This is a genomic window from Aeromonas sp. CA23, from assembly GCF_002587065.1.
GTDB lineage: Bacteria > Pseudomonadota > Gammaproteobacteria > Enterobacterales > Aeromonadaceae > Aeromonas > Aeromonas bestiarum.
The window spans coordinates 771419-784788 of sequence record NZ_CP023818.1 but is presented as its reverse complement, the minus strand read 5'-3'; the positions used below and the strand labels follow the sequence as shown (position 1 = coordinate 784788).

The window sequence follows — 13370 nt, the reverse complement described above, 5'->3', positions numbered from 1 at the left end:
CCCTTATTTGCGAAGCGGTAGAAAGATGGTGAATTCGGTGTGGCCTGGCCAGCTGATGCAGTCGATGCGCCCCTTGTGCTGATCGATCAGGTTCTGGGCGATGGAGAGGCCGAGCCCGGTGCCTCCCTCCTTGCCGGTGATCATGGGGTAGAAGAGGGTATCGCGGATGGCATCGGGAATGCCGGGGCCGTTGTCGATGATCTTGATCTCGGCCGCCAGCCGGTAGCGCTGGCCGTGGATGGTGATCTGGAAGGCGGTGCGGGTCTTGATGCGGATGAGCCCGGTTTGCTCGCCTATGGCCTCGGCGGCGTTGCGCACCATGTTGAGAAACGCCTGCTGCAGCTGATCCGGCTCCATCTCGAATTCCGGAATGCTGGGATCGTAATCCCGCTCTATGCGGACCGTCGGCGGCAGCTCCAGCTCCACCAGGCGGCGTACCTGTTCCAGCACTGAGTGAACATTGTGCATCTGGTGACGACCCGGACGTTGTGGGCCGAGCAGGCGATCGACCAGCACTCGCAGCCGGTCGGCCTGCTCTATGATGATGCCGGTGTATTCACGCAAGGCCGGATCCGGCAGCTCTTTTTGCAACAGTTGGGCCGCGCCGCGCAGGCCGCCCAGCGGGTTCTTGATCTCGTGGGCCAGACCGCGCACCAATTCCTTGGCCGCCTGCTGCTGGGCATGTTGTTGCAGCTCCTGGCTGATCTTCTTCTGCTGATCGATCTTGCGCAGCTCCACCACCATCAAGCGTTGTTCATGGTCGGCGAGCGGGCTCACGCTCATCTCCACCAGTCTGGGTTCTCCTTCCACCACCAGGGTCACTTCGCTGTCGGTGAAGCCCTGCCCCGAGGTGAGGCACTGCTTGAGGCGTTGCAGATCGAGGGAGATGTGTTCCAGCAGATGGGGCAGCTCGATCCCGATCAGCCGGCGCTGGCTGAGGGAGAGCAGTTGTTCGGCCGCCGGGTTGACGAACTGGATGCAGAGCCGCTCATCCATCAGGATGACGGCGGTCAGCAAGTTATCGAGCAGTATCTTGGCTTGATCCGGGCGGGTTGGCACAGGTTTCTCCCTAAAACGGTGCTATACACCAGTAATGCACCAACGTGGTGCATTTAGTCTACCCGTATCGATGCACAGGATCACCCCTTGTTGGGGAGCGGGGTCACTTTTGGTGCCGGATTGAGGCTGGCTCGGTGCAGGTAGAAGGTGACTACCCTGGATTTAGCAAGGATCGTACCGTCTTTGGCCAGCAGCTCGAGTTGGGCCTCGTGCGCACCGCGATCCAGGTTCTCGACCCGAATGGCCAGGCCATTGTTGACTATGGGGGCCGCCTTGCCATCCAGCGTCAGGCGCACGTCGTACTGGGTCGGCGCTTTCGGGCTGATCTGGCCCTGGAACACCACGTTGCCCGTGTTGTCGCGCAGCGTGCTGCCCTGTTCTGGTGAGAGCAGCTCGATCACCAGCTTGGCCGCTTCCTTCTCCTTCTTGGCATCGACGCCGGTCAGGCTGTTGAAGTTCTCCACCTGTACCGAGCGCGGCGAGCTGCCAATGAGAGGGGCAACCCGCAGATCCACTTCTTTGGCCTGCTGGCCGGGGGGAGGGGCATCCGTGTAGTGGACGACACCCTTGCTGTCTGTCCAGGAGTACACCTTGGCGGCCTGAGCCCCCATGCTCGCCAGCAGCAGACTCAGTGCCCATACGGGGTATGTGTTTCTCATCCATCTCTCCTTGACGGGATTTTGCTTAATCCTATCAGAGAAAAAACCCACCTGTTGGCGGGTTTGGTCAAGTTCTGAGCTGTGGTCCGGATTAAACGGAGTAGTACAGTTCAAACTCCAGCGGGTGCGGGGTCATGCGCACGCGGTCAACATCCTGCTGTTTCAGTTCCAGGTAGGAGTTGATGAAGTCATCGCTGAACACGCCACCGCGGGTCAGGAACTCGCGATCGCTGTCCAGTGCGGCCAGTGCTTCGTCCAGAGAGCCGGCAACGGTCGGCACTTCGGCGGCTTCTTCCGGCGGCAGGTCATACAAGTTCTTGTCCATGGCATCGCCCGGATGGATCTTGTTGATGATGCCGTCCAGACCGGCCATCAGCTGGGCTGCGAACGCCAGGTACGGGTTGGCAGCCGGATCCGGGAAGCGTACTTCGATGCGACGGGCTTTCGGGCTCGGCACTACCGGGATACGGATGGAGGCAGAGCGGTTGCGGGCGGAGTAGGCCAGCATGACCGGTGCTTCATAACCCGGCACCAGACGCTTGTAGGAGTTGGTAGTCGGGTTGGCGAAGGCGTTGATGGCCTTGGCGTGCTTGATGATGCCGCCGATGTAGTGCAGCGCCATCTCGGACAGGCCGCCGTACAGGTCGCCGGCGAACAGGTTGACGCCGTTCTTGGCCAGGGACTGGTGGCAGTGCATGCCGGAGCCGTTGTCACCGAACATGGGTTTCGGCATGAAGGTGACAGTCTTGTTGTAGGCGTGGGCCACGTTGTGGATCACGTACTTCAGCACCTGCACTTCATCCGCTTTCAGGGTGAGGGTGTTGAAACGGGTCGCGATCTCGTTCTGACCGGCGGTCGCCACTTCGTGGTGGTGAGCTTCAACGACCTGGCCCATCTCTTCCAGCACCAGACACATGGCGGCGCGGATGTCCTGGGAGGAGTCGACCGGTGCAACCGGGAAGTAACCGCCTTTCACGAACGGACGGTGGCCCTTGTTGCCGTGCTCATACTCGGTACCCGAGTTCCAGGCGGCTTCTTCAGATTCGATTTTCACGAAGCTGTGGCCCATGGTGTTCGAGAAGGTGATGTTGTCGAACATGAAGAATTCCGGCTCCGGCCCGAATAGCACGGTGTCAGCGATGCCGCTGGCTTTCAGGAAATCTTCGGCACGCTTGGAGATGGAGCGCGGATCGCGGTCGTAACCTTGCATGGTGGCCGGTTCCAGCACATCGCAGACGATGTTCAGGGTGGTCTCTTCGGTGAACGGATCCAGCTTGGCGGAGGCCGCATCCGGCATCAGCACCATGTCAGACTCGTTGATGCCCTTCCAGCCGCCGATGGAGGAGCCATCGAACATCTTGCCGTCTTCGAAGAAGTCTTCGTTGACCTGGTGGGAAGGGATGGATACGTGCTGCTCTTTACCCTTGGTGTCGGTAAAGCGCAGGTCAACAAACTTGACTTCGTGTTCCTGGATCAGGGCCAAAACGTTCTGGGCTGACATGCTAAGTAACCTCCGGTGTTAAAACTCTTAGGGTGAATGCGTCATCACATTCACATAAGCCAGTATCGTGCCAAGTTTGTGACAGCTTGATTTCAGGGCATTTGCGACTATAAGCCTGCCCCAAGACCCGCCATCTCAGCGCGTTACGCCTCAAAGTAGTGCAACAGTGGATCGTTTTGGTGCACTAAAATGGTGCGCAGTATACGGTCAGCCCCCATCTAAGCAGGCTTTGAACGGAAGGTCCATGATCCCGATCCCCTGTTATGCGTGAATGCACTGCAATTCTGCTAGGCAGATCACAAAGGCGAGAGTACAATTAGCGCCCAATTTTACCCGGTGATTGAGGCGAGAATGTTAGAGAATTTACGCAATATTGCGATTATTGCGCACGTAGACCACGGCAAAACTACCCTGGTTGATAAGCTGCTGCAGCAGTCTGGAACCCTGGACCGTACCACTGATGGTCAAGAGCGTCTGATGGATTCCAACGATCTGGAAAAGGAACGTGGTATTACCATTCTCGCCAAGAACACTGCGATCCGCTGGAACGACTACCGCATCAACATCGTTGATACCCCGGGTCACGCCGACTTCGGTGGTGAAGTAGAGCGCGTCATGTCCATGGTCGACTCCGTGCTGCTGCTGGTTGATGCTGTTGACGGCCCTATGCCGCAGACTCGTTTCGTGACCCAGAAAGCCTTCGCCCAGGGTCTGAAGCCGATCGTGGTCATCAACAAGATCGACCGTCCGGGTGCTCGTCCTGACTGGGTAATGGATCAGGTATTCGACCTGTTCGACAACCTGGGTGCCACCGATGAGCAACTGGACTTCAAAGTTGTCTACGCCTCTGCACTGAACGGTTGGGCCACTCTGGATCAGGGCGTTGAGTCCGACAACATGGAACCCCTGTTCCAGGCCATCGTCGACAACGTCGAGCAGCCGAAGGGTGACCCCGCCGGTGCCTTCCAGATGCAAATCTCCCAGCTGGACTACAACTCCTACGTGGGTGTTATCGGTATCGGCCGCATCAGCCGTGGCCGCGTCAAGACCAACCAGCAAGTCACCGTCGTCGGTGCCGATGGCAAGACCCGTACCGGCAAAGTCGGTCAGGTGCTTGGCTACCTGGGCCTGTCCCGTACCGAAGTGGTTGACGCGCAAGCGGGCGACATCATCGCCATCACTGGTCTGGGCGAGCTGAAAATCTCCGACACCATCTGTGACAACGGCGCTGTTCAAGCCCTGCCGCCGCTCTCCGTTGACGAGCCGACCGTGAACATGACCTTCCAGGTCAACACCTCACCGTTCGCCGGCAAAGAAGGCAAGTTCGTGACCTCCCGCAACATCCTGGAGCGTCTGAACCAGGAGCTGGTCCACAACGTGGCCCTGCGTGTGGAAGAGACCGAAGATCCGGACAAGTTCCGCGTATCCGGTCGTGGTGAACTGCACCTCTCCATCCTGATCGAAAACATGCGTCGCGAAGGCTACGAGCTGGCGGTATCCCGTCCGGAAGTTATCCTGCGCACAGTGGACGGCGTTCTGCACGAACCGTTCGAAACCGTGACTGTCGACGTGGAAGAGATCCACCAGGGTTCCGTGATGGAGCAACTCGGCCTGCGTAAGGGCGAGATGACCAACATGACCCCGGATGGCAAGGGCCGTGTCCGTCTTGACTTCATGATCCCGAGTCGTGGCCTGATCGGCTTCCAGACCGAGTTCCTGACCATGACCTCAGGTACCGGTCTGCTGTACCACACCTTCGACCATTACGGTCCGCACAAGGGTGGCAGCATCGGCGAGCGTCAGAACGGCGTGCTGATCTCCAACGCTACCGGCAAGGCTCTGACCTTCGCCCTGTTCGGTCTGCAAGACCGTGGTCGTCTGTTCATCGGTCACGCGACCGAAGTGTACGAAGGCCAGGTGATCGGTATTCACTCCCGTTCCAACGACCTGACAGTGAACTGCCTGAAGGGCAAACAGCTGACCAACATGCGTGCCTCCGGTACCGATGAAGCCCAGGTGCTGACTCCGCCGATCCGCATGACCCTGGAACAGGCTCTCGAATTCATCGACAACGATGAGCTGGTAGAGATCACGCCCAAGGCTATCCGTGTGCGTAAGAAACTGCTGACCGAGATGGATCGCAAGCGCGCCGGTCGTGCTTGATATCTGTTCCTCGACAGACAGAGAGAGGCCTTCGGGCCTCTTTTTTTATGGTCGCTCGGCGGGGTATCGCTGGCCAGCATGCCCGAACAGGTCGCATCGATCCGGCCCATGGGTGGCCAAATGGCCATGCAATCTGACACAATGCCGGCATGATGAAGACATTGGGAATCACGATGCAGCAGAAATTCGGTGGCCGTCTCGGCCATGCCCTCTCCTTTTTACGCCACGATGGTGGCCACTTCGCCCAGTTTGTCTGGGGTCGTTTCCAGCAGGACAGGCTGACGGTGACCGCCGGTTATCTGGCCTATGTCACCCTGCTCTCCCTGGTGCCCATGATTGCCGTGGTGTTCGGCATGATGTCCGCCTTTCCCGTATTCCAGACTCTGAAACAGGCGATGGAGCAGTTCGTCTATCACAACTTCGTGCCCACCGCGGGTGAGATGCTCAAGGAGTACATAGATGGCTTCGTGGCCAATGCCACCAATACCACTGCCGTTGGCATAGGCGCCCTGATAGTGGTGGCGCTGATGTTGATCTCGGCCATCGACAAGAACCTCAACTACATCTGGCGCTCGACTCAGGGCCGACCGCTGGCGCAGGCGTTTGCCATGTACTGGATGATACTGACCCTGGGCCCTGTGCTCATAGGCGCCAGCATTGCCATCTCCTCCTACATTTTCTCGCTGCGGCTGTTTGGGGCCGAGAGCCTGTTCGGCATCGGCTACCTGCTGCTGCGCGGCTTGCCGTTCCTCTTCTCCGTGCTCACCTTCCTGCTGGTCTATACGGTGGTGCCCAACTGCAAGGTGCGGCTGATACACGCCTTCATCGGCGCCCTGGTGGCCGCTACCCTGTTCGAGCTGGCCAAGCGCGGATTTGCCATCTACATCACCAACTTCCCCTCCTATCAGGCCATCTATGGCGCCCTGGCGACCATTCCGATCCTGTTCGTCTGGGTTTACCTGAGCTGGTTGGTGGTCTTGCTTGGCGCGGAAACCACCGCCTGCCTCGGCGAATATGAGCGACCGGGCGCTGATGAGTTGGCCTGATCCGGCCTCTTGCTGTTAGCATCGACGACCGCCCCTGTTAGCAAGATGGGGGCGGTCATTTTGTTTCAAGAGGAGAGGGATGTGATTGCATTGATCCAGCGGGTTTCCGAGGCCAGCGTAACGGTAGAGGGAGAAGTGACCGGGGCCATAGGCCGGGGGCTGCTGGTGCTGCTCGGGGTGGAGCAGGGGGATGACGAGGCCAAGGCCGACAAGCTGCTGCACAAGGTGAGCGGCTACCGCATCTTCTCCGATGAAGAGGGCAAGATGAATCTGAACGTGAGTCAGGCTGGCGGCAGTCTGCTGGTCGTCTCCCAGTTCACCCTAGCTGCGGATACCAAGAAAGGCATGAGACCCGGCTTCTCCGGCGGCGCCCACCCGGTCGAGGCCGAGCGGCTATACGACTACTTCGTGGCGCAGGCAACCGCCAGCGGCATACCGACCGAGACGGGCCGCTTTGCCGCCGACATGAAGGTGGCGCTGCTCAACGACGGTCCTGTGACCTTCTGGCTGCAGGTCTGAGAGGATGTATCGGCAGAGCCGGTGGCAATAACCGGGAGCATCGCGGCTAGGCGAGGTGGCGCGGGATTGCGTGCAGGATCACATTGATGTAGCCGGGCACGGGATGCGTCTGGGTGGGGCCAATCCACTCCTCGGCCAGCATGAGTGCCTGCTCCAGCTCCCTGTGGGTGCGCGGCAGCAGGTTGATGATGAGGGGACCGCGCAGCCGGGCGGCCAGGGTCTGATAGAGGTGATGCTGGAACAGCAGCAGGGGGTTGCCATCCTGGCTGAACAGGTCGAGCAGCGCGAAGTCATAGGTGTCGTCGCGGGCCAGCAGGAAGGCGAGGGCATCGGCGTGGTGCAGGTGCAGCGCCCGATCAGCGGGCTCCGCCGGGTGGCGGAAGAACACTTGGAACAGGGTCAGTACCTCTTCATCCAGATCCACGCAGTCGTGCCGTGCCTCGGGCCAGCGTGCCCTCAGGTGACGGGTGAGATCGCCGCCGCCCAGCCCCAGCTCCAGCACCCGGGTAGCCCTGGCCGGCAACAGGCTGGCGATGCACTGCTGATGGGGCAGGCAGAGACTGGCCGGTTGGGCGAGGGACATGGCCGACTGCACCACGCCGTCTATCTCCAGCCAGCGGTGATGGGCATTTTCCAGAATGGAGAGGCGCCGTTCCGGCTTGGCGCTCAGGTGCAATAAGTGGTCGGCTTGGTACGCTTGCAGATTGAAGTCCATGAATTTGCACGGCAAGATGGTTTTCGACCAGTGTAACTCAAGGATGGAACTATGTACCGGGTGGTCACTCCCCAGACGGCAGCCGAGCTGGATTCTTACTACCCGCTGCGCTGGGAATTGGTGCGCAAGCGCTTCAATCTGTCCGTCGGCACTCACTCAAGGATCGCTTTATGTACCGGGTAGTCACCCCTCAAACGGCAGCCGAGCTGGACGCTTACTACCTGCTGCGCTGGGAGGCATTGGTGCGCAAGCGCTTCAATCTGTCCGTCGGCACTCACTCAAGGATCGCTTTATGTACCGGGTAGTCACCCCTCAAACGGCAGCCGAGCTGGATGCTTACTACCAGCTGCGCTGGGAACTGCTGCGTAAACCCTTCAATCTGCCCATCGGTTCCGAGCGGGACGAATACGATACCGTCGCCATCCACCGCCTGATGCTGGCGCCTGACGGCACGCCCATCGCCGTCGGCCGGTTGTTTGTCGGTGGCGACGAGGCCCAGATCCGCTTCATGGCGTTGCGCCCCGAGTTTCGCGGGCAGGGGCTAGGTGTCCGCATGGTGGAAGATCTCGAGCAGCTGGCCCGCAGCGAGAAGGTGAAGCGGCTGGTGATGAATGCCCGCCAGGAGGCGGTGGAGTTCTATCGCAAGTGCGGTTTCCTCGAGGTGGGGGAAGGCCCCGTCTCCTTCGGCCGCATTCCGCACCGCCAGATGATCAAGTCTCTCAGCCCCTTGCAGACTATCCAGTATCGCCCCGAGTGGTGCCAGGATCTGACCACCCGCTGGTCGCGGGGCATCCCCATCAGCGAGAAGATGGGGGTACACATCACCCACTACGACGGCCAGACCTTCCATCTCAAGGCCAATCTGGCGGCCAACCTCAACGTGCACGACACCATGTTTGCCGGCAGCATCTACAGCCAGTGCGTGCTGGCGGGCTGGGGCCTGATCTGGTTGCAGCTCAAAGAAGCGGGTCTGGTGGGGGATACAGTGCTGGCGGAGGGCAACATCAAGTATTACCGCCCGGTCAACGAGGAGCCGGAGGCGCGGGTGGCCCGCGAGGGAATGCCCGCCGTGCTGGCGCCGCTCAAGGCGGGAGAGTCGGCCAAGTTCAGCCTCAAGATCAAGCTGTTCAGTGGTGACAAGCTGGCAGCCGAGTTCCTCGGCCACTATGTGGTGCAGCCCATCAAGCGGCCCGGTCAGCAGGCCTGACGCTTTTCACCTCGCAAGATTGCAACAAGGCCTCATGATGAGGCCTTGTTCGTTTTACTGCTCGCTGGCCGGCGTGGGCGCTTTGGCGGGCTGTGCCGGCCGCCAGAGCGGGCTGTTGCGCCCCTGGGCCGGATAGCTCACCCCCACCTCCCAGCCACAGGAGGCCTGCTTGGCCGGGAACTCCCAGCTCAGCACGGGTGCATCGAGCGGGCCGCGCCAGTGGCTCAGCAGCTCGGCGCAGCGCTGGCCATTCAGGGCGCCGAGATCCAGCTGCCACTGTTCGTTGACCAGATCTATGCCCCCCTGCAGGGCGAGCAGGTGAGTGATGGTGGAGGCGCCGGCCTGCTCTATCTGCAACTGGCCCTGCTCCACCTTGCCCTGCAGCTTGATGCGGTAGAAGGGGGTGTCCCCCGCCTGCATGGCCTGCCACAGCTGATCCGGGCTGAGGGTGGGCGGGGTGGCGCCCTTGAACCACTCATCCAGCAGGGGATCTATCTGCACCTTGTCCCAGAAGGGCTCGTTGGCATCGAGGGCAAAGATCCCCTGCAGGGTGCTGCGCCACTCGCCTGGCGTCTTGCCGTGCAGGGCCTGCAGGTCGGCGCTCATATCGGCCTTGCCGGCGAAGGAGATGGGGGAGTGCAGCAGCTTGCTCCACTGCACCAGATCCAGCTTCTCCCCCTTGAGCTGCAACCGGCTGGTCTGGCCCGGCTCCTTGCCCCACTGGCCGCTCAGGCTGAGGGAGCCCTGGTCCGGCAGCGAGCTGGTCAGCTTGTTGAGCAGCCAGGCGCTGGGGGTCAGTTCACCGTCCAGCGCGCCGTTGCGGGCGCTGAGGCCGTCCCACACCAGCTCGAACCACTGGCTCTCTATCCTGGCCCGGCCGAGCAGGGGGGCGGGCTGCTGGCCCCGCAGGCCGAGATCGGTCAGATAGAGCTGCCAGCCGGTCAGCGACAGCGGCAGGGCATCGTCGAACGAGAGCACCTTGAGCTTGTCGAATGCCAGCTTGCGGATGTCGATCTGCTGTGGCCGCCAGCTCTGCCAATCCTGCCACCACCCCTGTGGCAGGCTGATGTCCATGCCGCTCAGGGCCATGTTTTTCAGGGTCAGCTTCTGCTGCTGAGTATCCAGCGCCAGCTCCAGATTGAATTCGCCTTCGTAGGCCTTGCCCTGCACCTCGGCGTCAATCTGCTGGGGCGAGAAGGCGACCTTGCCCTGGATGGCCTCCAGCTGGAACAGGCCGCGGCCGAGATCGCCGAGGGTCCCCGAGAAGTAGCCGGTCGGCGTGCTGCCGGCCTGCCAGTTGAAGGCGGTGAGCTGGCCGTTGAGGTTGTTGAGGGCCAGCTCCTGCTCGATGTCGTTGAAGCTGAGATCCCGGATCTGGCCGAGATCCAGGCTGACCTGACGCAGGGGAGATTCGGTCTTGGCAAGGGTGCTCCACTCGATGCGCATACCCTGGGTCTTGAGGTTGCTCAGCCGCAGGCTGCGTGCCGGCCAGTCCAGCTCCATGCCGGTTTCCAGCAGGCCGTCGAACAGGTTGGTGGTCAGCTTGTCGGTACTCAGCACCTGGCCTTCCAGTCGACCCTTGAGGTTGAGGCGGGAGAGGGCCAAGGCGGGGGTTGTCAGCTGATTGATGTTGAGGCTCAGGTTGGCCTGGGGTGGCCGCACCGGATTGAGCAGTTGCCAGTCGTTGAGGGTGGCGTTGAGGCCGCTCAGGGTCAGCTCGTCACTCTGCAGGCTGAGCCGATCTATGGTGCTGTCGCTGATGGTGAGGGAGTGAACTGGCAGGTTCGGCAGCTGGTTGGGCAGCGGCAGCCTGATGACGGGGCGAATGAGATCGAGGTGGGCGATGCGCACATCCCGGTTCAGCCAGTCGATGCTCTCTATCTCCAGATAGAGCTTGTCGAGGGTGACGGCGTCGCCATAGCTCACCTGCTCGGCCAGCAGGGTGTAGGGGTGGAGCGGGTTGAACACCAGCCGCCCTATGGTGACGGGCACCCCTGTCTGTTGGCTGATCCAGCCGGCGATGGGGCCCTTGGCCCGCTCCGCATCGAACAGGCCGAGGCCGACCCAAACAAACAGCAGCAGGAAGGCAAATGTATAGAGCAGGCCGCGTAGCCAGGAATTCATGGGTGCTTTCCTCCTGTTTCGGGATGGTTGTCAGGCGTTGGAGTAGTGATCTCGCAGACCCAGCCAACAGCGGATCAAGGGGTCCACGCGGGAGCCGTGTCTGTCCATCAGGCAATGTGCCCATCTTCTGCATTTGCCTTGGTCAGGCATTGGAATAGTGATCCCGTAAACCGAGCCAGCGCCGTATCAAGGGATCGACATGGCTCGGGTGGCGGTCCATCAAGAAGCGCGCCATCTTCTGCACCTGCGGGATGAGCGACTGGTCGCGCACCAGGTCGGCGATCTTGAGATCGGCCAGCCCGGTCTGACGGGTACCGAGCAGTTCCCCCGGGCCGCGCAGCTCGAGATCGCGCTGGGCGATCAGGAAACCGTCGTTGGTCTCCCGCAACACTCCGAGCCGGCTCTGGGCCGTCTTCGACAGGGGAGCATGATAAAGCAGCACGCAGTGGGAGGCCACAGAGCCGCGACCGACCCGGCCGCGCAACTGGTGCAGCTGGGCCAGCCCGAGCCGCTCCGGGTTTTCGATGATCATCAGGCTGGCGTTGGGCACGTCCACCCCCACCTCGATGACTGTGGTGGCGACCAGCAGCTGCAATATGCCCGCCTTGAACTCCTCCATCACCCGCTGCTTCTCGATGGGGCGCATCCGGCCGTGCACCAGCCCGATATGCAGGCCGGGCAGCTGGTTTTGCAGCTCGGCGGCGGTATCCTCGGCGGCCTGGCACTCCAGCACCTCGGACTCCTCGATCAGGGTGCAGACCCAGTAGGCCTGCTTGCCCTCTTCACAGGCCAGCTTGACCCGTTCGATCACATCCTGGCGGCGGCTGTCCGGCAGCGCCACCGTGGTGATGGGGGTTCGGCCCGGCGGCAGCTCGTCGATGATGGAGGTGTCGAGATCGGCATAGGCGGTCATCGCCAGGGTGCGGGGAATGGGGGTGGCCGTCATGATGAGCTGATGGGGATGGACTCCCTCCCGCTCCCCTTTTTCGCGCAGGGCGAGGCGCTGGTGCACCCCGAATCTGTGCTGTTCATCGATGATCACCAGGGCCAGGCGCTGGAACACCACCTGCTCCTGGAAGATGGCGTGGGTGCCCACCACCATCTTGACGCTGCCGTCGGCGATGGCGGCGAGCTGAGCCTCCCGCGCCTTGCCCTTCTGCTTGCCCGCCAGCCAGCCGACTCCGATGCCGAGCGGTGCCAGCCAGTGGCCGAAGTTGATGGCGTGTTGCTCGGCCAGCAGCTCGGTCGGGGCCATCAGCCCCACCTGGCAGCCGTTGCCGATGGCTTGCAGTGCCGCCAAGGCCGCGACCAGCGTCTTGCCTGAACCCACGTCCCCCTGCACCAGCCGCATCATGGGGTAGCTGCGTTGCAGATCCTGGCCGATCTCCGCGACCACCCGGTTCTGGGCACCGGTGGGAGTGAATGGCAGGGCGCCGAGCAGTTGCTCGACCAGTGCGGGCGCCGGCTTGAGGACGCGGGCTAGCTGGGTTTGCGCCTGGGCACGGACTTTCAGTACCGAGAGGTTGTGGGCCAGCAGTTCCTCCAGCACCAGTCGCTGCTGGGCCGGGTGCTGGCCGCTCTCCAGCAGCGCCAGCGCCACCGAGGGGGGCGGGCGATGAAGCAGGCGCAGGGCGGCGGCCAGTTCGATCTGCTGGGGATAGAGGCCGGCGGGCAGCAGCTCTTCCACTCCGTACAGGTCGAGCTGGGCCAGCGCCTGATCGGTGAGGCTGCGCAGGGTGAGCTGGCGCAGCCCTTCCGTGGTGGGGTAGACGGGGGTGAGCGCCTCTTCGGTCTGACCGGCTTGTTCTTCGCCGAGCAGCTTGTACTCGGGGTGGGCCATCTCCAGCCCGTATTTGCCGGGGCGCACCTCGCCGAAGCAGCGGATCAGGCGGCCCTGGCCCAGGCTGTTCTTCTGGGCGGCAGTGAAGTTGAAGAAGCGCAGGGTCAGGGTGCCCGTGCCGTCGCTGATGCGACAGACCAGCATGCGGCGGCGGCCCATCACCAGCTGAGTGTCCTGGATTTCGCCCTCGACGGCGCCGTGCAGCCCGGGCGGCAGATCGCCGATGGGCCACACCTGGGTACGGTCCTCGTAGCGCAGGGGGAGGTGGAACAGCAGATCCTGTACCGTCGCCAGCCCCAGCCGCTCGAGTTTCTCCTGCATCTTGCTGCCGACGCCCTTGAGGCTGTCGAGGGAGATTTTATCCAATTTCATCAATTAGATGCCCGAAAACACTGTAAATATGTCCAGATGATAGGGGTTGTTGATGGCTCGATGCAAGCCGCGTTGCAGTGAGCCGGGCCGGCCGGGCGGCTGAAAAAAGGCGGTGGCCACATGTGACAAAGGCCTGCCGAAAAACGGGAGGCCTTTGTTGCAGCT

At 61.9% G+C, this 13370-nt stretch carries 10 protein-coding genes and 2 pseudogenes; 6 read left to right on the top strand and 6 right to left on the bottom strand.

Going from position 1 to position 13370, the window contains the following annotated elements; all coding sequences use genetic code 11:
* Window positions 1–3 precede the first annotated feature (3 nt).
* The 3 genes from glnL to glnA form a co-directional block, all read right to left on the bottom strand.
* The gene (gene glnL, locus CK910_RS03685; protein ID WP_043136455.1) at window positions 4–1059 is read right to left on the bottom strand and encodes a nitrogen regulation protein NR(II); all 1056 of its coding nucleotides are present in this window, start codon (window positions 1057–1059) and stop codon (window positions 4–6) included.
* An 80-nt stretch (window positions 1060–1139) separates the two neighbouring features.
* Window positions 1140–1718: a DUF4124 domain-containing protein gene (locus tag CK910_RS03680; protein ID WP_098981030.1), complete on the bottom strand. Its 579-nt coding sequence runs from the start codon at window positions 1716–1718 to the stop codon at window positions 1140–1142.
* Window positions 1719–1809: 91 nt separating this feature from the next.
* Complete coding sequence (gene glnA, locus CK910_RS03675; protein WP_042866924.1) at window positions 1810–3219, bottom strand: glutamate--ammonia ligase; 1410 nt, start codon at window positions 3217–3219, stop codon at window positions 1810–1812.
* Window positions 3220–3570: 351 nt separating this feature from the next.
* On the opposite strand from glnA, the gene typA reads away from it, so the two are divergent.
* The 3 genes from typA (at window position 3571) to dtd (ending at window position 6947) form a co-directional block, all read left to right on the top strand.
* Window positions 3571–5382: a translational GTPase TypA gene (gene typA / locus CK910_RS03670; protein ID WP_043136450.1), complete on the top strand. Its 1812-nt coding sequence runs from the start codon at window positions 3571–3573 to the stop codon at window positions 5380–5382.
* Window positions 5383–5555: 173 nt separating this feature from the next.
* The gene (locus CK910_RS03665; protein WP_043136447.1) at window positions 5556–6428 is read left to right on the top strand and encodes a virulence factor BrkB family protein; all 873 of its coding nucleotides are present in this window, start codon (window positions 5556–5558) and stop codon (window positions 6426–6428) included.
* Between the two features lie 81 nt (window positions 6429–6509).
* The gene (gene dtd, locus CK910_RS03660) at window positions 6510–6947 is read left to right on the top strand and encodes a D-aminoacyl-tRNA deacylase (RefSeq protein WP_098981029.1); all 438 of its coding nucleotides are present in this window, start codon (window positions 6510–6512) and stop codon (window positions 6945–6947) included.
* Between the two features lie 46 nt (window positions 6948–6993).
* Here dtd and CK910_RS03655 read toward each other — a convergent pair whose 3' ends face one another.
* Window positions 6994–7662 carry a spermidine synthase gene (locus tag CK910_RS03655; RefSeq protein WP_098984977.1) on the bottom strand — a complete coding sequence of 223 codons (669 nt, stop codon included), beginning with the start codon at window positions 7660–7662 and terminating at the stop codon, window positions 6994–6996.
* Window positions 7663–7713: 51 nt separating this feature from the next.
* On the opposite strand from CK910_RS03655, the pseudogene CK910_RS24570 reads away from it, so the two are divergent.
* The 3 genes and pseudogenes from CK910_RS24570 to CK910_RS03650 form a co-directional block, all read left to right on the top strand.
* Window positions 7714–7815 (top strand): annotated as a pseudogene (locus CK910_RS24570) (GNAT family N-acetyltransferase); the annotation flags it as partial.
* 17 nt (window positions 7816–7832) lie between these two features.
* Window positions 7833–7937 (top strand): annotated as a pseudogene (locus CK910_RS23610) (GNAT family N-acetyltransferase); the annotation flags it as partial.
* A 17-nt stretch (window positions 7938–7954) separates the two neighbouring features.
* Window positions 7955–8869 carry a bifunctional GNAT family N-acetyltransferase/hotdog fold thioesterase gene (locus CK910_RS03650; protein ID WP_098981028.1) on the top strand — a complete coding sequence of 305 codons (915 nt, stop codon included), beginning with the start codon at window positions 7955–7957 and terminating at the stop codon, window positions 8867–8869.
* 54 nt (window positions 8870–8923) lie between these two features.
* Here the strand turns inward: CK910_RS03650 and CK910_RS03645 are convergent, their stop codons facing one another.
* Both CK910_RS03645 and recG read right to left on the bottom strand, forming a co-directional pair.
* Window positions 8924–10993, bottom strand: coding sequence for an AsmA-like C-terminal region-containing protein (locus CK910_RS03645; protein WP_098981027.1), 2070 nt, complete (start codon window positions 10991–10993; stop codon window positions 8924–8926).
* Window positions 10994–11135: 142 nt separating this feature from the next.
* Window positions 11136–13205: an ATP-dependent DNA helicase RecG gene (gene recG, locus CK910_RS03640; protein ID WP_172955232.1), complete on the bottom strand. Its 2070-nt coding sequence runs from the start codon at window positions 13203–13205 to the stop codon at window positions 11136–11138.
* Window positions 13206–13370 lie beyond the last annotated feature (165 nt).

Bases quoted from the DNA above. Each gene is read 5' to 3' on its own strand.
- CK910_RS03680 (WP_098981030.1), bottom strand. From the start codon at position 1,718: ATGAGAAACACATACCCCGTATGGGCACTGAGTCTGCTGCTGGCGAGC.
- glnA (WP_042866924.1), bottom strand. From the start codon at position 3,219: ATGTCAGCCCAGAACGTTTTGGCCCTGATCCAGGAACACGAAGTCAAG.
- typA (WP_043136450.1), top strand. From the start codon at position 3,571: ATGTTAGAGAATTTACGCAATATTGCGATTATTGCGCACGTAGACCAC.
- CK910_RS03665 (WP_043136447.1), top strand. From the start codon at position 5,556: ATGCAGCAGAAATTCGGTGGCCGTCTCGGCCATGCCCTCTCCTTTTTA.
- CK910_RS03655 (WP_098984977.1), bottom strand. From the start codon at position 7,662: ATGGACTTCAATCTGCAAGCGTACCAAGCCGACCACTTATTGCACCTG.
- CK910_RS03650 (WP_098981028.1), top strand. From the start codon at position 7,955: ATGTACCGGGTAGTCACCCCTCAAACGGCAGCCGAGCTGGATGCTTAC.
- CK910_RS03645 (WP_098981027.1), bottom strand. From the start codon at position 10,993: ATGAATTCCTGGCTACGCGGCCTGCTCTATACATTTGCCTTCCTGCTG.
- recG (WP_172955232.1), bottom strand. From the start codon at position 13,205: ATGAAATTGGATAAAATCTCCCTCGACAGCCTCAAGGGCGTCGGCAGC.